This is a genomic window from Pseudomonas piscis, assembly GCF_009380155.1.
Lineage (GTDB): Bacteria > Pseudomonadota > Gammaproteobacteria > Pseudomonadales > Pseudomonadaceae > Aquipseudomonas > Aquipseudomonas piscis.
Map to the genome: position 1 here is coordinate 240,690 of NZ_WHUV01000006.1, position 17,437 is coordinate 258,126.

Here is a 17,437-nt window from a genome sequence, read left to right on the forward strand (position 1 = left end):
CGCTTGACAAGATTTAGGCGTAAACGTATGTTTCAAACAACTGTTTGACCGCTATAAAAACTCAACGCGGTTGTTCATTCCCGGTTACATCAGCAGAGGTTTATCGCTATGCCTGACTACAAGGCCCCCTTGCGTGATATTCGCTTCGTTCGTGACGAGCTGCTTGGTTATGAGGCGCACTATCAGAGCCTCCCGGCTTGCCAGGACGCCACTCCGGACATGGTTGACGCCATTCTCGAGGAAGGTGCGAAGTTTTGTGAGCAGGTGCTGGCGCCGCTGAACCGTGTAGGCGACCTGGAAGGTTGCACCTGGGGTGAATCCGGCGTTAAGACCCCAACCGGCTTCAAGGAAGCCTACAAGCAGTTCGTCGAAGGCGGCTGGCCAAGCCTGGCCCACGATGTCGAGCACGGCGGTCAGGGCCTGCCTGAGTCGCTGGGCCTGGCTGTCAGCGAAATGGTCGGCGAGGCCAACTGGTCGTGGGGCATGTACCCAGGCCTGTCCCATGGCGCGATGAACACCATTTCCGCCCACGGTACGCCTGAGCAGCAAGATGCCTACCTGACCAAGCTGGTGACTGGCGAGTGGACCGGCACCATGTGCCTGACCGAGCCACATTGCGGCACCGACCTGGGCATGCTGCGCACCAAGGCCGAGCCTCAGGCCGACGGTTCCTACAAAGTCACCGGCACCAAGATCTTCATCTCCGCCGGTGAACACGACATGGCCGACAACATCGTCCACATCGTGCTGGCCCGCCTGCCGGACGCTCCGGCCGGTACCAAGGGTATCTCGCTGTTCATCGTGCCCAAGTTCCTGCCCAACGCCGATGGCTCTGTCGGCCAGCGCAACGCGGTGAGCTGCGGTTCCCTCGAGCACAAGATGGGTATCCACGGCAACGCCACCTGCGTGATGAACTTCGACGCGGCCACCGGTTTCCTGATCGGCCCGGCGAACAAGGGCCTGAACTGCATGTTCACCTTCATGAACACCGCTCGCCTGGGTACCGCGCTGCAAGGCCTGGCCCACGCCGAGATCGGTTTCCAGGGTGGCCTGAAATACGCTCGCGACCGCCTGCAAATGCGCTCGCTGACCGGCCCGAAAGCGCCAGACAAGGCTGCCGATCCGATCATCGTGCACCCGGACGTGCGTCGCATGCTGCTGACCATGAAGGCGTTCGCCGAAGGCAACCGCGCCATGGTCTACTTCACCGCCAAGCAGGTGGACATCGTCAAGTACGGTGTGGATGAAGAAGAGAAGAAGAAGGCCGACGCACTGCTGGCCTTCATGACCCCGATCGCCAAGGCCTTCATGACCGAGGTCGGCTTCGAGTCCGCCAACCACGGCGTGCAGATCTACGGTGGCCACGGCTTCATCGCCGAGTGGGGCATGGAGCAGAACGTTCGCGACAGCCGTATCTCGATGCTGTACGAAGGCACCACCGGCATCCAGGCCCTGGACCTCCTGGGTCGCAAGGTGCTGATGACCCAGGGCGAAGCGCTGAAGGGCTTCACCAAGATCGTCCACAAGTTCTGCCAGAACAACGAAGGCAACGAGGCCGTGAAGGAGTTCGTGGCACCGCTGGCGGCACTGAACAAGGAATGGGGCGAACTGACCATGAAAGTGGGCATGGCCGCGATGAAAGACCGCGAGGAAGTCGGTGCCGCTTCGGTGGACTACCTGATGTACTCCGGCTACGCCTGCCTGGCCTACTTCTGGGCCGACATGGCACGCCTGGCAGCCGAGAAGCTGGCCGCCGGCACCACCGAAGAGGCCTTCTACACCGCCAAGCTGCAGACCGCGCGCTTCTACTTCCAGCGCATCCTGCCGCGTACCCGTACCCATGTTGCCACCATGCTGTCGGGCGCCAACAACCTGATGGACATGAAGGAAGAGGATTTCGGCCTGGCTTACTAAGCCCGTCCGGCTCCACTGCGAAGCCGCTCGCCCCCTCGGGACGAGCGGCTTTTTTGCATCTGCGGACCGTCGGTAAAAATTCCCGACTAAAACGCTAAGCTGAAGCGATTCCCTGCCGTTACAGAGGTGGCAATGTGACGCCTGTCACATCGCATGTGCTTAACTTCTTCAATGAAGGCACAATGCCATCTACTGATAAGCCGGGTTGGAGTTTTACCCTTGCCGCGTTCTTCCGCTGTACGTTTCAGTCACTTTCTTCCGTCTTTACTGCTTCTGCTTGCTGGGCTGGCGGCCGCCTACGTCAAGGATCTCAACGTATTCTTCACTTCGCTGTTCAACGTGTTGCCGACCCTGGTGCTGTTGCTCGGCGGGGCGTATTGCGCCGTGTATCGACGCCAGCGCGAGCTGTTCCTGATGGTCACGGTGTATATCGCCTACTTCCTGCTGGATACCCAGACCGACTTCTACCGTGACAATGGCCGGGTTCGTGAGGATGCCGCGGTGGTGTTCCACCTGTGTTGCCTGTTGCTGCCCTTGCTGTTCGGTTTGTTCGCCGCCTGGCAGGAGCGCACGCACCTGTTCCAGGACATGGTGGCACGCTTCGCCGTGCTGCTCGCCTTCGGCAGCGTGGCCCTGGGCCTGGAGCAGAGTTATCCCCAGGCGCTGCTGGCGTGGCTGGCGGAGATCCGCTGGCCAGCCCTGCATGGCAGCTGGATGAGCCTGATCCAGTTGTCCTATCCGGTGTTCCTTGCGGCCTTCCTGCTGTTGGCGATCCAGTACTGGCGCAGCCCGCGCCCCTTGCATGCGGCGCAGTTGGTGGGCTTGCTCGGGCTGTTCTGGATGTTGCCCAAGACCTTCATCTTGCCCTTCACGTTGAACATCATGTGCAGCCAGGTGATGTTGATGATCGCCGCCGCGGTGGCCCACGAGGCCTACCAGATGGCCTTTCGCGATGAGCTGACCGGGCTGCCGGGGCGCCGTGCCCTGAACGAACGCATGCAGCGACTGGGACGCAACTACGTACTGGCCATGACCGACGTCGATCACTTCAAGAAATTCAACGACACCCATGGTCACGACGTTGGCGATCAGGTGCTGCGCCTGGTGGCCAGCAAGTTGTCGAAGGTCACCGGTGGCGGTCGCGCCTACCGTTATGGCGGTGAAGAGTTCGCCGTGGTGTTCGCCGGCAAGAGCCTGGACGAATGCATGCCGCACCTGGAGATGATCCGCGAGATCATCGCCGGCTATAACATCCAGTTGCGCAACCAGGAAAACCGCCCCCAGGACGACCAGCAGGGGCGCCAGCGGCGCGGGGCGGTCGGTGCTTCCAGCGTGTCGGTGACCATCAGTATCGGTGTCGCCGAGCGGTTGATGGAGCACCGTACTCCCGAGGAAGTGCTCAAGTCAGCCGACCAGGCGCTCTACAGCGCCAAGGGCGCGGGGCGCAACTGTGTCATGGCCTTCGGGCAGAACCGCCGTGGTGCGGTGCGGATGGACACCGCGGCAGGCTGACTGATGGCGACGCATTCAGCGTCCGCAGGGTGATTGGTAGGCCCCGGTGCCGACAGTAGGTTGCAACGACCTGCTGTCGGGGCGTCGCCATGGCTCAGGGCCAAGCGCTTTCGCGCGTTTCTACTCGATGACTTTTTGCCAGCGGCTCTGCCTGGGCGCGAGGCTGCCCGTGGATGTTTTCACCTGCCCACGGCTAACTGCCGGCAGAGCGTCTGGCCCAGCGGACAAACGGGCGTATTCCCGGCAAGGCCCGCCCTTGGCGGGTTTTTCTTTGTCATGGCTGGAAGTTGACTAAAAATAACAAAAAGGTCACTAGATGACCCTATGTGTCGCAAAAGTTGTTCGGGTACACTCGGTTTTTCGTGAATGGGCCCGTTCCGGCCCGCCTGTTTAGATCTTGCGAGGTTTGCCATGGCTGACTACAAAGCGCCCCTGCGCGATATGCGCTTCGTCCTCAATGAAGTGTTCGAGGTCGCCAAGCTCTGGGCCCAGTTGCCAGCGCTGGCGGAAACAGTGGACGCTGAGACTGTCGAGGCGATCCTGGAAGAAGCGGGCAAGGTCACTGCCCGCAGCATTGCCCCGTTGAGCCGTAGCGGCGACGAAGAAGGTTGTCGCTGGAATGACACCGTGGTGAGCACTCCGGAAGGTTTCCCGCAGGCCTACCAGACCTATGCCGAAGGTGGCTGGGTCGGTGTCGGCGGCGATCCTGAATTCGGTGGCATGGGCATGCCCAAGGCGGTATCGGCCCAGGTCGAGGAAATGGTCAACTCCGCCAGCCTGGCCTTCGGCCTGTATCCGATGCTGACCGCCGGCGCCTGCCTGTCGATCAACGCCCACGCCAGCGACGAGCTCAAGACCACCTACCTGCCGAACATGTATGCCGGCGTCTGGGCCGGTTCCATGTGCCTGACCGAACCCCATGCCGGCACCGACCTGGGGATCATCCGCACCAAGGCCGAGCCACGGGCGGACGGCGCCTATGCCATCACCGGGACCAAGATCTTCATCACCGGCGGTGAGCACGACCTGACCGAAAACATCATCCACCTGGTACTGGCCAAGCTGCCGGACGCCCCAGCCGGGCCCAAGGGCATTTCCCTGTTCCTGGTGCCCAAGTTCATGGTCAATGCCGATGGCAGCCTGGGCGAGCGCAACCTGGTGAGCTGCGGCTCCATCGAGCACAAGATGGGCATCCAGGCTTCCGCTACTTGCGTGATGAACTTCGACCAGGCCGTTGGCTACCTGGTGGGCGAGCCGAACAAGGGCCTGGCGGCCATGTTCACCATGATGAACTACGAGCGCCTCGGCGTAGGTATCCAGGGCCTGGCCACGGGCGAGCGTTCCTACCAGAACGCCGTGGAATATGCCCGCGATCGCCTGCAGAGCCGTGCCCCGACCGGCCCGCAAGCCAAGGACAAGACTGCCGACCCGATCATCGTCCACCCGGACGTGCGGCGCATGCTGCTGACCATGAAAGCCGCCAACGAAGGCGGCCGGGCTTTCTCCACCTATGTGGCGATGCAACTGGACACCGCCAAGTTCAGTGAGGACGCCGAGACCCGCAAGCGTGCGGAAAGCCTGGTGGCGTTGCTGACTCCGGTGGCCAAGGCATTCCTCACCGACCTGGGCCTGGAGACCACGGTCCATGGCCAGCAGATCTTTGGTGGCCACGGTTACATCCGCGAGTGGGGCCAGGAGCAGCTGGTGCGCGACGTGCGCATCACCCAGATCTACGAAGGCACCAACGGCATCCAGGCCCTGGACCTGGTGGGGCGCAAGATCGTCGGCAGCGGCGGCTCGTTCTACAAGTTGTTCGCCGATGAGATCCGCCACTTCACCGCCACCGCCGATGCCCAGCTCGGGGAGTTCGTGCGGCCGTTGAATGCCGCGCTGGACAATCTGGATGAGTTGACTGCCTGGGTACTGGACCGCTCGGCCAGCAACCCCAACGAGATTGGCGCGGCGTCCGTGGAGTATCTGCAAGCGTTCGGCTACACCGCCTACGCCTACATGTGGGCACTGATGGCCAAGGCGGCGTTGGGCAAGGAGCAGCAAGACGAGTTCTACGCCAGCAAGCTGGGGACTGCGCGCTTCTACTTCGCCCGCCTGCTGCCGCGTATCCACTCCTTGAGCGCTTCGGTCAAGGCGGGCAGCGAATCGCTGTATCTGTTGCCGGCGGAGCAGTTCTAAGAGGCAAAGTGCCTGTAAGTCATTTCTTACGTTACGTGCTGCAGATCGCCCATATCGGCGAACGAGGGGCATCGCTAATCTACGTTACATGGACGTAGCGCAGGAAGCGCAAAGAAATAACACGGACACGTAGGATTCCGCCAGGATGGTGGAGTGAAATGGATGTCAGGGAAACAGTCTGCAAAGCCCCGCTTCGGCGGGGTTTTTCTTTTGTGCGGATTTTTTCCCGATCCGCTTCAGGCCAGGGTTTCTGGTAGTGCCGGTCCGCCGAGCCGCGCGTCCTGGCTGTGCAGCGGATCTTCCAATAGCGTGCGCAGCAATTCCAGGGTTCCCTGCTGACGCTGCAGATCACGGCAAACCAATCCGACTTTCAACGGCACTCTGGGCTCGCTCAAGGGTTTCCAGAGCAATTGCCGATTGCCGTTCTGCTGCTGGGAGCGTCCCGGCAGTACGGTGGCCAGCCGGGTATGGGGCAGGCTGTCGAGAATCCCGGCCATGTTGTTCAGCTCCGCCTGTACCTGCGGGCGGCGCCCCAGGTTGGCCAGCTGGGCCTGCCAGATCTGGCGGATCTGGAACTCCTCTCCCAGTAGCAGCATCGGCAGTTCGGCCGCTTGGCTCATGGAGACTTTCTTGAATTCACGCAGGGGATGCTGCTCGGGGATGACCAGGGTCAGTTCGTCTTCGTACAGCGGTACGCCATGCAGCCCCGGTTGCCGCGGTGGCAGATAGCTGATGCCGATATCCAGCGAGCCATTGAGCAAGCGCCGTTCGATTTCCAGGCCGGTCAATTCGTAGATCTGCACCACCAGGTGCGGCTGGGCCTTGCGCACCCGTTCGAGCATCTGCGGCACCAGGCTGCTGTGCACGGTTTGCAGCACGCCGATGGCCAGGGTCCGCAGGGCCTGGCCCTTGAAGTTGCGCAGGGCTTCGCGGGCCTGCTGCAGGCCATCGAGCAGGGGCAGGGCATGGTTGTACAGGGTATGCGCGGCCAGGGTCGGCAACAGGCGCTTGCTGCTGCGCTCGAACAGGCTCACATCCAGGTGCTGCTCCAGCTGGCGAATCTGCTGGGAAAGCGCTGGTTGGGAGATCGAAAGGCGCTCTGCGGCGCGCCCTACGTGACCTTCTTCATACACCGCGACGAAATAACGCAGTTGCTTGAAATCCATAAGTAATTCTTATCGAAAAAGCTTAAAAATCGAAATGGCCCAAAGCCCCGTAGGGGCCTAGTCTACGCCTATTCACAGGGCTTACAGGGCCACGAAAGAAGATGAGTAGCGTTCAGGTCGATGGTTCTTACATAGGAAAGGCAACAAACATCGACCCAGGACAGGTCTATGGCGAGGGCCAACGCACCCTTGCAAAGCAGCTCGGATCATGGTCATGGAGCCTGCGGGCATGAACCTGTTCAACCTGCGTCGCACCCCGCCCAGCCTGGACCAGCTGGCCATGGCCCCGAGCGCGGCCACTGTGGTCGACAACCTCTCCAGCGACTGCCTGATGCCCAGCGTACCCAGGCCGCAACCGGTATTCGTCCGTGGCCAGGGCTCCTGGTTATGGGACAGCGACGACCGAACCTACCTCGACTTCACCCAGGCCGGAGCCGCCAACAGCCTTGGCCATAGCCCGTCGGTGCTGGTCAACGCCCTGACCGCCCAGGCGCAATCGCTGATCAACCCGGGTTCCGGGTTCTACAACCGTGGCATGCTCAAGCTCGCCGCACGTTTGTGCCGCAGCACCGGCAGCGACCAGGCCTATCTGTTGGGCAGCGGTAGCGAGGCGTGTGAAGCGGCGATCAAGCTGGCGCGCAAATGGGGGCAACTGCATCGCGGTGGCGCGGCGGGCATCATCACCGCCAGCCAGGCTTGCCATGGCCGGGGGTTCGCCGCGCTGTCGGCGTCTGCGGGCAATGCCACCGGCAATCGGTTCGAGCCGCGCCTGCCGGGTTTCAGCCAGGTGCCGTTCAATGACCTGCCGGCCCTGCATGCGGCGGTGGATGCACAAACCGTAGCGATCATGCTCGAGCCGATCCAGGGCGAGGCGGGAGTGGTGCCGGCCACCGAGCATTACCTCAAGGGCGTGGAGCGACTGTGCCGCGAGCTGGGCATCCTGCTGATCTTCGATGAAGTCCAGACCGGTATCGGTCGTTGCGGCACCTTGCTGGCCGAACAACTGTATGGCGTGCGCGCCGACATCATCGCCCTGGGCAAGGGCCTGGGTGGCGGAGTGCCGCTGGCGGCCCTGCTGGCCCGAGGCAAGGCCTGCTGTTTCGAGCATGGCGAACTGGATGGCACTCACCACGGCAATGCCCTGATGACCTCGGCCGGGCTGGCGGTGCTCGACTGCCTCCAGGAGCAGGGCTTCTTGCAGCAAGTGCGCAGCAATGGCCAATATCTGGGCCAGGGCCTGGTTCGCCTGGCCAGCCGTCATGCCCAGGGCCAGGTCCGTGGCCAAGGGCTGCTCTGGGGCATGACCCTGGCCGATGCCTCCGCCGAGGCAGTGGTCAAGGCCGCCTTGCAGGAAGGGTTGCTGCTCAATGCCGTGCAACCGGACTGCCTGCGCTTCACCCCGGCGCTGACCGTGAGCAAGGGCAATATCGATGAAATGCTGCTGCGCCTGGCCCGAGCCTTCGCCCGGGTCCGCACCGCGCAGCTGCAATGCCGCAAGGGGGTAGCCGTCTGATGCGTGTATTGATCCTGCAGCACAGCGCGGCTGCCGGTCCGGGGCGAATCAACCAGTGGCTGCTGGAGCGCGCCACCTCGGTGCATATCTGCCATGTGCATGCCCAGGCCCGCCTGCCACGGCTCGACAGCTTCGACCTGCTGATCCTGCTGGGCGGCCCCATGAGTGTGCATGACGAAGTCCAGGCGCCCTGGCTGGTCGCGGAAAAGCGCCTGCTGCGCAAGGCCCTGTCCGCCGGCAAGCGCGTGCTGGGCATCGGCCTGGGCGGCCAGCTCCTGGCCCAGGCCCTGGGCGCCCAGGTACGTCCTTGCGCGGCCAGCGAGATTGGCTGGTGGCCGGTGGAAAAGTATCCCAGCGCCCAGGATTCTCCCTTGGGGCTGGCGTTGCCGGAACGCCTGATGGCCTTCCACTGGCATGGTGAAAGTTTCGATCTGCCCAAGGGCGCCCTGCCGCTGTATCGCTCCGCCGCCTGTGCCAACCAGGGGTTCATCTGGCAGGAACGGGCCATTGGCTTGCAGTGCCTGCTGCAGAGCGATTTGCAGAGCATCGAGGCGCTGCTGCAATCGCGCCCCCGGGGTTGGTTGAGCGCCGAGCAGGATGCCGGGCCTGAAAGCGTCGAAGACCGCCAGGCGATCCTCGCCGGCATCCCCCATTGCAGCGGCCTGGCGCCGACCCTGTTCCGAGTGCTGGACTACTTGTCCGGGCCCCTGCCGACCTTGCGCTGACAGAATTCCTGAACCGTCTCGCGGTATAACGCATCGCCCCGTGCCTGATCTTTCGCACGGGGCGTTTTTTTGTCCCCGTCTTTTCCAGGCCCGAACACCCCCAGCGGCATGGCTCTGAAGCTACTGAGCATGGTGCACAAACATGGGATCGAGATCCGCGCCTGAGCGGGTCATGGGCCGCTTGGCAATTGGGCTGAACCCTGGCCAGGGACCAGGGTCGATTGCAGGTAGGGCTCATCCGAGCCATTTCTGTCAGGAGTCATCCATGGATCTGATCCGCATTATCTTCGCCATCCTGTTGCCGCCCCTTGGCGTGTTCCTGCAAGTGGGATTCGGCGGCGCCTTCTGGTTGAACATCCTGTTGACCTTGTGCGGATACATCCCCGGTATCGTGCATGCGGTGTACATCATCGCCAAGCGCTAGCAGGCTGCTGAAAAACTACCTGCGTTGCCATCGCTGCGTTGAAAACAGGCTGGTGCGTCAGCCCGGTCACAATGCTCATTTACCACTCGTAAACTGCGCTTTTTCGTCTGTTTTCGCCTTGCGCTGGCTACCTCGCCTACGTTTTTCAACGGCCTGCTAGAAACCATCAGGCCCGCTCTGGGCGGGCCTGATATTCAGTGCTGCGCCTGCAACACTTTGCGGTAGAACAACCATTCCTGCTCCAGGGCGTGCGCCTGGTTCTCGGCCTTGCGAAAGCCGTGGCGTTCCTCCGGGTAGTAATGGGCCTGGGCGCAAATTCCCTGTTCTTGCAGGGCCTTGAGCATGACCCGGGTCTGCTCGGGCACCACCACCGCGTCCAGTTCACCCTGGAAGAAGACCACGGGCACCTGGATGTTGCTGGCGTGCAGCAAGGGCGTCCGGGCCAGGTAGCGCTCGCGGTCCTGCTCGGGATCGCCGATCAGCCAGTCCAGGTAGTCGCCTTCGAACTTGTGGGTGACCCGTGTCAGTGCCAGGGGATCGCTGACGCCATAGAGGCTGGCGCCGGCACGAAAGACCCGGGCGAAGGCCAGTGCGCACAAGGTGGTGTAGCCACCGGCGCTGCCGCCGCGGATGAACGCTTGCCCGGGGTCGATCAGGCCTTGCTGGTCGAGGTAGGCCACCACCGCGCAGGCGTCTTCCACGTCCACTTCGCCCCAGCGCAGATGCAGGGCCTGGCGATAGGCCCGGCCGTAGCCGCTGCTGCCCCGGTAGTTGAGGTCGGCCACAGCGAAACCGCGCTGGGTCCAGAACTGGATGCGCGGATCGAGCATCGGATAGCAGGCCGAGGTCGGGCCGCCGTGGATGAACACCACCAGGGGTGGACGTCCCGCGCCATTCATGGCCGGGTAGAAAAAACCATGGGCCTGGCCCCCGCCGCTGGGATAGCGAAGGGTCTGCGGACGGCTGATGAGCTCCGCAGGCAGGGGGGCGATGCCTCCGGCCAGGACCTGGACCTGGCTCGTGGCACGGTCGATGGCCAGCACTGCCGAGGGGCTGGTGGGCGAGGCCGCGATGCAATACAGCCGCTGCGAATCCAGGGCCAGGCTGCGAAAGCGGCTGTAGGCACCAGTGAAATCCTGCGGTGCAGCATCGGCCTGGTGTAGCCCGAGACGGCCGAAGCCTTCCTCGGTCCAAGTGCCCAGCCAGCTATCGTCGCCCAGTGGCAGCCAGGTACAGCCGCCCAGTTGCCAGGGGGCCGGGGCGTGGTCCGCCGGCGCGCAGGGCAGTGGGCGCAAGCCCAGGCCCGACTCGGCCCAGGGCTGCCAGAAACCCTGGCGGTCGGTGAGGCAATGCAGCTTGCCGTGCGGGTCGAAGCGCGGTTGTTGCAAGGATTCCGGCTCGTCGTTGCCCGCCACACAGCGCGGTTCGCCCCAACTGGCGTCGGCCAGGCGCTCGGCGAGCATCAGGCGGGTGCTGGTCCAGGGTTGGTGCGGGCGGTCCCATTCGATCCAGGCCAGGCGCTGGCCGTTGGGGCTCAGGGTCGGCGCGGCATAGAAGTCGGCGCCGGTCGCCAGGAGCTGGCGCTGGCCGCTGGCGCCGTCGAAGGCCACCAACTGGTGCCGGTCGGCGCATTCCTCCACGGCCAGCACCTGGCCGGCGTGCTGCTGCAGGTCGCCGTAGCGGCATTCGCCCTGGGTCAGGGCCACGGGGGCGCCCCCATCCAGCGGCTGGCGGTACAGCTGTTGGTCGCGTTCATTGACGAACACCAGGTTGTCCTGGCCGACGCAAAAGGCGCCGCCGCCGTATTCATAGACCCGGCTGCGGACGCTGAAGCCCGTGGGTGTCAGGCAGCGGGCCTGGCCCTGGTGCCAATGCCAGATCCGGCAGGCACCGTCCTCGGGGCGGTACTCGTTCCAGAACAAGCCGTGGGACGTCAGTTGCAGCTCGGCGAAGTCGACGCCGGCGGCCGTGGCCTGGCTGGCGCTGAAGGGCTCAACCCTTGGCGATGAGGCGTGAGTTTCGTTCATTGCGAAATGCCAGTTGTTCGATGGTCTGGGTGGCGGTTTCGGACTCTTCCCGGGCCTTGAGGATCATCCCGTGGTGCGGCGACTTGCTGCATACCGGGTCGGCATTGCTGGCGTCGCCGGTCAGCATGAACGCCTGGCAGCGGCAGCCACCGAAGTCCTGTTCCTTCTCGTCGCAGGAGCGGCATGGCTCGGGCATCCAGTCGTAGCCGCGAAAGCGGTTGAAGCCGAAGGACTCATACCAGATGTGCTGCATGCTGTGCTCGCGCACATTGGGAAACTGTACCGGCAACTGCCGCGCGCCGTGGCAAGGCAGGGCGGTGCCGTCCGGGGTCACGGTGAGGAACAGGCTGCCCCAGCCGTTCATGCAGGCCTTGGGGCGTTCCTCGTAATAGTCCGGAGTGACGAAGATCAGCTTGCACGGGTGGCCCTGGGCCTCCAGCTTGGCGCGGTACTCGTTGGTGATGCGCTCGGCGCGCACCAGCTGCTCGCGGGTCGGTAGCAGGCCAACGCGGTTGAGCTGGGCCCAGCCATAGAACTGGCAGGTGGCCAATTCGACGAAGTCGGCTTCCAGGGCGATGCACAGCTCGATGATGCGGTCGATCTTGTCGATGTTGTGCCGATGGGTGACGAAGTTCAGCACCATCGGGTAGCCGTGGGCCTTCACCGCACGGGCCATCTCCAGCTTCTGCGCGAAGGCCTTCTTCGAGCCGGCCAGCAGGTTGTTCACCTGCTCGTCGCTGGCCTGGAAGCTGATCTGGATATGGTCCAGGCCAGCCTTCTTGAAGTCGCTGATCTTCTGCTCGGTGAGGCCGATGCCGGAGGTGATCAGGTTGGTGTAGAACCCCAGCTTGCGCGCCTCGCCGATCAGTTCGGCCAGATCCTGGCGCACCAGCGGTTCGCCGCCGGAAAAGCCCAGCTGCGCGGCGCCCATCTCCCGGGCCTCGCGAAACACCTTGAGCCACTGGGCGGTATCGAGCTCCTTGCCCTGTGCCGCGAAGTCCAGCGGGTTGGAGCAATACGGACATTGCAGCGGACAGCGATAGGTCAGCTCGGCCAGCAGCCACAGTGGCAGGCCGATCTCCGGCTTGGCGGGCACGTTGGAGTCAGCCGAGTTCGATCCAGTGCTGGGCACGGGCGACCTCCATGAATTGCTCGATATCGTCACCGAGCTCGGCGACCCCGGGGAACTGCACCTGCAGTTCGCCGATGATCGCCGCCACGTCGCGCTCGCCATCGATCAAGCCGCCGATCAGGGCAGCGCTGTCGTTGAGCTTGATCATGCCCTCGGGGTACAGCAGGACATGGCCCTTTTGCGCCGGCTCGTACTGGAAGCGGTAGCCGGGGCGCCAGCGTGGGGTTTTGCTGCGATCGAAACTCATAAGGTGATCCCTTTGTGCCAGACCCGCTGCTCGGTGACGCTGTGATAAGGCGGGCGGTTCAGTTCATAGGCCATGCTCATGGCGTCGAGCATGCTCCAAAGAATATCCAGTTTGAACTGGAGAATTTCCAGCATGCGCTCCTGGCCCGCGCGGGTGGTGTAGTGCTGCAAGGTGATGGCCAGGCCGTGCTCCACGTCTCGCCGGGCCTGGCCCAGGCGCGTGCGGAAGTACTGGTAGCCGGCCGGGTCGATCCACGGATAGTGCTGGGGCCAGCTGTCCAGGCGCGACTGGTGGATCTGCGGGGCGAACAGTTCGGTCAGGGAGCTGCTGGCGGCTTCCTGCCAACTGGCGCGCCGGGCGAAGTTGACGTAGGCATCCACGGCGAAACGCACCCCCGGCAATACCAGCTCCTGGGAGCGCAACTGGTCCGGGTCCAGGCCCACGGCCTGGCCCAGGCGCAGCCAGGCCTCGATGCCACCGTCCTCGCCTGGCGCGCCGTCATGGTCCAGCAGGCGCTGGATCCACTCGCGGCGTACTTCCCGGTCCGGGCAGTTGGCGAGGATCGCCGCATCCTTCATGGGGATGTTCACCTGGTAGTAGAAGCGGTTGGCGACCCAGCCCTGGATCTGCTCGCGGCTGGCCCGGCCTTCGTACATCGCCACGTGGTAGGGGTGATGGATGTGGTAATAGGCGCCCTTGGCGCGCAGGGCCTGTTCGAATTCGGCGGGGGACAGCGGGGTGTCGGTCATCTGGGTTCTCCGGGGCTTGGCCTGGTCGCGGGCGGGCCCGCGGTTGCGCACACGGCCCCAGGGCGCTGGGGCCGAGCTTGTGGGGATCGGCCCTACAGCTCAATACTCATTCCGTCGTAGGCCACTTCCACCTTTCGGCGTACCAGTTCGGCACGTTCGGCGGAGTCTTCGTCGAGGATCGGGTTGGTGTTGTTGATGTGGATAAGCACCTTGCGCTGGCGTGGCAGCTGCTCCAGCACTTCGAGCATGCCGCCGGGGCCGTTCTGCGCCAGGTGGCCCATCTCCCGGCCGGTGCGGGTGCCGACGCCACGGCGCTGCATCTCGTCGTCTTCCCACAAGGTGCCGTCCACCAGCAGGCAGTCGCTGGCGGCCATGATCTGCAGCAGCGGCGCGTCCACCTTGCCCAGGCCCGGCGCGTAGAACAGTTTGCCGCCAGTGCGCAGGTCCTCGACGATCAGGCCGATGTTGTCGCCCGGGTGCGGGTCGAAGCGATGGGGCGAGTAGGGCGGCGCTGCGCTGCGCAGGGGCAGCGGAGTGAAGCGCAGGTTGGGGCAGGCGGCCACGCTGAAGCTCCGGTCCAGTTCGATGCGGTTCCATTGCAGGCCGCCGTTCCAGTGGCTGAGCATCTTGAACAGCGGGAAACCGGTGCTCAGGTCCTCGTGGACCATGTCAGTGCACCAGACCTGGTGCGGGCAGCCTTCGCGCAGGCTGAGCAGGCCAGTGGTGTGGTCGATCTGGCTGTCCATGAGGATGATGGCACTGATCCCGGTATCGCGCAGGGCTCGGCCGGGTTGCATGGGGGCAAAGCCCTGCAGTTGGGCGCGAATATCCGGAGAAGCGTTGCACAGCACCCAGTTCACCCCGTCATCGGAGATCGCGATGGACGACTGGGTACGGGCCTGGGCGCGCAGGCTGCCGTCGCGAAATCCCGCGCAGTTCACGCAGTTGCAGTTCCACTGCGGAAAACCGCCGCCGGCGGCGGAACCTAGAATCTGGACAAACATGGGCGCTCCCTGGGCTGTGACTTGAAGATTGTGGACGACTGAAAATGAAAACGCCCCGGACGGGCCGAGGCGTTGCGCTGGATGTTCCGACCTAGGTCAGAAATCAGCGGCTGGCGAAGTACATGGTGACTTCGAAGCCGATGCGCAGGTCAGTGTAAGCAGGTTTGGACCAAGTCATGAAAATGCTCCTTTGAGGTGGGTGGGACGGGTGTTGCCTATACATATAGTCCACCTCCGGGCGGAGATGTTCAGATGCTTAGGCGGCTATCTTACTAAATTCCCATAACGGCTTGCCTGCAATTCTAAAGAAAGCTCATTACAGCGCTGGTAACGATCATTTCGCCCCTTGCCAGGGCGAGCCCGGGGCAGGCCCGTTGGCCAGGACCCTCCAGCCTCCGGCGGCTTGCTGCAACTGCCGGGCGGCCTGGATCACCAGCGCGGGCGTCAAGACCTTGATGCTGGCTTGCAATCGTTCCAGGTAGTCCGACGGATGGCCGGCCAACTTCGCCTGCCACAGCAGTTGCGCCGCCTGTTCCAGGGGCAACTCAGAGGCCCGCAACTGCTGGGCCAGGGCTTGGCGCTGGTCGAGCCAGGCCTGGGTATCGAGGGCCTGCAATTGTTCGGGCAAACGCAGGAAGAACTGTTCCAGATGGCCGAGGATCTCGCCCAGGCTGGCGTTCGGCGACTGCACCCCAAACAGCAGGCCGGTGCGGCCATCGAGTTGGCGCACCGCGCTGAACACGCCATAGCCCAGTTGCAGCTCGACCCGCAGACGCTGGTAGAACGGGGTCTGGCAGAGTTGCCCCAGCAGGCGCCAGGCAGCTTCGTCAGCCAGCAGGCTCGATGGGCTTGGGCAGAACAGCAGCAGTGCCTGCTCTGCCCTGTCCATGGGCACCGTCTGCCAGGCATGGCCGGTTCCTGGCTGCGGCGCCTGGCCCAGGTTGGCATCCGCGGTCCCGGGCATCCGTTGCAGGGCCCGGGCGAAGGCGTCCTGTCCGTGGGGTGGCACGCCCAGCGCCAAGCCATCCCAGCGGGCCGCGGCCCATAGCGCCTGCAGGGCGTCGGCGTTCAAGGTCGTACCGCTGTCGGGCAGTGGTTGTTCGGCGAAGGTCTTGAGCAGTTGGCGCAGGGGCATCGGTGGTGTCTCGACGTCTGTCCTGCCTGCTTGCCAGAACTCCGGGGATGGTTGGCCCAGTTGTCGTAGCGCTTGTTGCAGCACCGCCGGCATGGGTTGCTGCAGCCCGCGCAACTGCAGCAGCCAGTCCATGCCGCAGCAGCTGAAGCTCAGTTCCACCCCGGCTTGCCGGGCATCCCCGGCCAGGGCTGCCAGGCTGTGCTGCAAATGCCGGTGCAGGCCGCTCGGCGCGGGACTGGCCAGGCGCCAGCGCAACAGCAACTGCCCTGCCTCGGTATCGGTGGGCAAAGCCTGGCTGAAGCTCAGGGCCGGGTTGTCCCGGCGGCCTCGGCTGCGGTCCTGGGCGAAGGTCCGCAGGCCGCGATGCTTGCTGCTCTGGCCGCGAATCAGGCCGGCCTGGGGCTCCTCGACGGCGCCGCGCAAGAACGGGTTGGCGGGCGGCAACTGCCAGTCGCCGCTGAAGTCATCCACAACCTTGGGCTGCAATTGCCGCAGCAGCGCCTTGAGGGCCACGAGTCCGGCGGCGCCCAGCTCCTGGGCGGCGTGCCGGCTGTCCCGGCGGGCCAGTTCCAGGGCACTGTCGACCTGCAGCCGGCGTTGTTGCAGCAGGGCGTATTCCTCGCACAAGTGTGGCCAGTCGCCCTGGGCGCCGAAGAACCCCAGCCAGTCCAGCACCAGCTGGTGGATTTGTGCTGGCGCCTCGCTGGGCGCCTGGCCCAGGTCCAGCTCCAGGTGCAGCAATGCTTGCCCGGCGAACTCATACCGCACCTGGGCCTTGAGGCTGCGGGCCAGTGACTGTTGTTGGAGCTTGGCAAGCAATCCGCCGGGTTTACCCGATTGCAGCCAGGTACAGAGGAAGTCCAGCGCCACGCCGGCGCCTGCCGGCAGCCCTTCAAGGGCGAACAGCAGGTCCAGGCGTTCGCCGTCGAACCGTTGGTAGTTGTTGGCGTTGCTGGCCAGCAGTGGCACTGGTGCTATTTGTAGCTGGCGCGGGCCAGTAGGCAGGTCCGCGCCGTAGCGTTCGGCCAGGGCCCGGAGTTCGGCCAGGGGTTGTGGTCCGGCCAGGCTCAGGGTCATCTGCCCAGCCTGGTAGAAATCGCGGTGGAACTGCCACAGGCCCTGCTGGAAGGCCGGGTTGGCCAGGTTCAGGCTATAGCGGTTGCCGGCATGGAAGGCCCGCAGCGGATGGGTCGCGGACAGGCCGTCGCACAAGGCGAACTGGCGTTGGGCGTTGGCGTCCCGGGACCAGGCGAGGAATTCCGCATGCAGCACTTCGCGTTCCCGGCGCTGCTCGGCGAGGCCTAGGCGGGGCTGGGCGAGCATGTCGCACAAGCGCTCCAGGCCGCCGGCGAAGGCGTTGGTCGGCAATTCGAAAAAGAACTCGGTGTTGCGCTCGCCTGTGCTGGCGTTCAGTTGTCCGCCCTGGGCGCGAACGTAGGCCATCAACCCCTGCTCGGCAGGAAACCGCTCGGTGCCGAGAAACAGCAGGTGTTCCAGGAAGTGCGCCAGGCCCGGCCAGGCCGGTGGTACGTCATGGCTGCCAGCAGCGACCCGCAGCGCCGCGGCGCAGCGTTTCAGGTGGGGAGCATGGCGCAGGGAGACCTGCAGGCCGTTGGCCAGGGTTTCCAGGTGGGGCAGGGGGTGGTTCGGCGCGGGCATGGGCACATCCAGGACAGAGAGGCGCCCATGCTAGCGGATA

At 64.3% G+C, this 17,437-nt stretch carries 14 protein-coding genes; 6 read left to right on the plus strand and 8 right to left on the minus strand.

What is annotated here, in order from left to right:
- Nucleotides 1–108: 108 nt before the first annotated feature.
- The 3 genes from GDH07_RS28485 (at nucleotide 109) to GDH07_RS28495 (ending at nucleotide 5,616) form a co-directional block, all read left to right on the plus strand.
- Nucleotides 109–1,914 carry a phenylacyl-CoA dehydrogenase gene (locus GDH07_RS28485; protein ID WP_152899539.1) on the plus strand — a complete coding sequence of 602 codons (1,806 nt, stop codon included), beginning with the start codon at nucleotides 109–111 and terminating at the stop codon, nucleotides 1,912–1,914.
- Between the two features lie 219 nt (nucleotides 1,915–2,133).
- Nucleotides 2,134–3,426 (plus strand): GGDEF domain-containing protein, encoded by a 1,293-nt coding sequence (locus tag GDH07_RS28490; RefSeq protein WP_152899540.1) that lies wholly within the window; start codon nucleotides 2,134–2,136, stop codon nucleotides 3,424–3,426.
- A 411-nt stretch (nucleotides 3,427–3,837) separates the two neighbouring features.
- Nucleotides 3,838–5,616, plus strand: coding sequence for an acyl-CoA dehydrogenase C-terminal domain-containing protein (locus tag GDH07_RS28495; RefSeq protein WP_152899541.1), 1,779 nt, complete (start codon nucleotides 3,838–3,840; stop codon nucleotides 5,614–5,616).
- 236 nt (nucleotides 5,617–5,852) lie between these two features.
- On the opposite strand, the gene GDH07_RS28500 is transcribed toward GDH07_RS28495, so the two are convergent.
- Nucleotides 5,853–6,782, minus strand: coding sequence for a LysR family transcriptional regulator (locus GDH07_RS28500; RefSeq protein ID WP_152899542.1), 930 nt, complete (start codon nucleotides 6,780–6,782; stop codon nucleotides 5,853–5,855).
- 229 nt (nucleotides 6,783–7,011) lie between these two features.
- On the opposite strand from GDH07_RS28500, the gene GDH07_RS28505 reads away from it, so the two are divergent.
- From GDH07_RS28505 to GDH07_RS28515, 3 genes are all read left to right on the plus strand, one after another.
- Nucleotides 7,012–8,295 carry an aspartate aminotransferase family protein gene (locus GDH07_RS28505; protein ID WP_152899543.1) on the plus strand — a complete coding sequence of 428 codons (1,284 nt, stop codon included), beginning with the start codon at nucleotides 7,012–7,014 and terminating at the stop codon, nucleotides 8,293–8,295.
- Nucleotides 8,295–9,020: a type 1 glutamine amidotransferase gene (locus GDH07_RS28510; RefSeq protein ID WP_152899544.1), complete on the plus strand. Its 726-nt coding sequence runs from the start codon at nucleotides 8,295–8,297 to the stop codon at nucleotides 9,018–9,020. Before GDH07_RS28505 ends, GDH07_RS28510 begins: the two co-directional genes overlap by 1 nt.
- Nucleotides 9,021–9,285: 265 nt before the next feature.
- Nucleotides 9,286–9,444: a YqaE/Pmp3 family membrane protein gene (locus tag GDH07_RS28515; RefSeq protein WP_011063854.1), complete on the plus strand. Its 159-nt coding sequence runs from the start codon at nucleotides 9,286–9,288 to the stop codon at nucleotides 9,442–9,444.
- A gap of 194 nt (nucleotides 9,445–9,638) precedes the next feature.
- Here GDH07_RS28515 and GDH07_RS28520 read toward each other — a convergent pair whose 3' ends face one another.
- The 7 genes from GDH07_RS28520 to pqqF form a co-directional block, all read right to left on the minus strand.
- Nucleotides 9,639–11,471 (minus strand): S9 family peptidase, encoded by a 1,833-nt coding sequence (locus tag GDH07_RS28520; protein ID WP_152899545.1) that lies wholly within the window; start codon nucleotides 11,469–11,471, stop codon nucleotides 9,639–9,641.
- Nucleotides 11,437–12,603 carry a pyrroloquinoline quinone biosynthesis protein PqqE gene (gene pqqE / locus GDH07_RS28525; RefSeq protein ID WP_343038352.1) on the minus strand — a complete coding sequence of 389 codons (1,167 nt, stop codon included), beginning with the start codon at nucleotides 12,601–12,603 and terminating at the stop codon, nucleotides 11,437–11,439. Before pqqE ends, GDH07_RS28520 begins: the two co-directional genes overlap by 35 nt.
- Entirely contained in the window at nucleotides 12,575–12,850 is a 276-nt protein-coding gene (gene pqqD, locus GDH07_RS28530) for a pyrroloquinoline quinone biosynthesis peptide chaperone PqqD (protein ID WP_022641451.1), read from the minus strand. Before pqqD ends, pqqE begins: the two co-directional genes overlap by 29 nt.
- A complete protein-coding gene (gene pqqC, locus GDH07_RS28535; protein ID WP_053137658.1) occupies nucleotides 12,847–13,599 on the minus strand; it encodes a pyrroloquinoline-quinone synthase PqqC in 753 nt (250 codons plus the stop codon). The genes pqqD and pqqC overlap by 4 nt, the downstream gene beginning before the upstream one ends.
- A 92-nt stretch (nucleotides 13,600–13,691) precedes the next feature.
- Nucleotides 13,692–14,603, minus strand: coding sequence for a pyrroloquinoline quinone biosynthesis protein PqqB (gene pqqB / locus GDH07_RS28540; protein ID WP_152899547.1), 912 nt, complete (start codon nucleotides 14,601–14,603; stop codon nucleotides 13,692–13,694).
- A gap of 103 nt (nucleotides 14,604–14,706) precedes the next feature.
- Nucleotides 14,707–14,781, minus strand: coding sequence for a pyrroloquinoline quinone precursor peptide PqqA (gene pqqA, locus GDH07_RS28545; protein ID WP_003194766.1), 75 nt, complete (start codon nucleotides 14,779–14,781; stop codon nucleotides 14,707–14,709).
- Nucleotides 14,782–14,937: 156 nt separating this feature from the next.
- Nucleotides 14,938–17,397, minus strand: coding sequence for a pyrroloquinoline quinone biosynthesis protein PqqF (pqqF, locus tag GDH07_RS28550; protein WP_152899548.1), 2,460 nt, complete (start codon nucleotides 17,395–17,397; stop codon nucleotides 14,938–14,940).
- Nucleotides 17,398–17,437 lie beyond the last annotated feature (40 nt).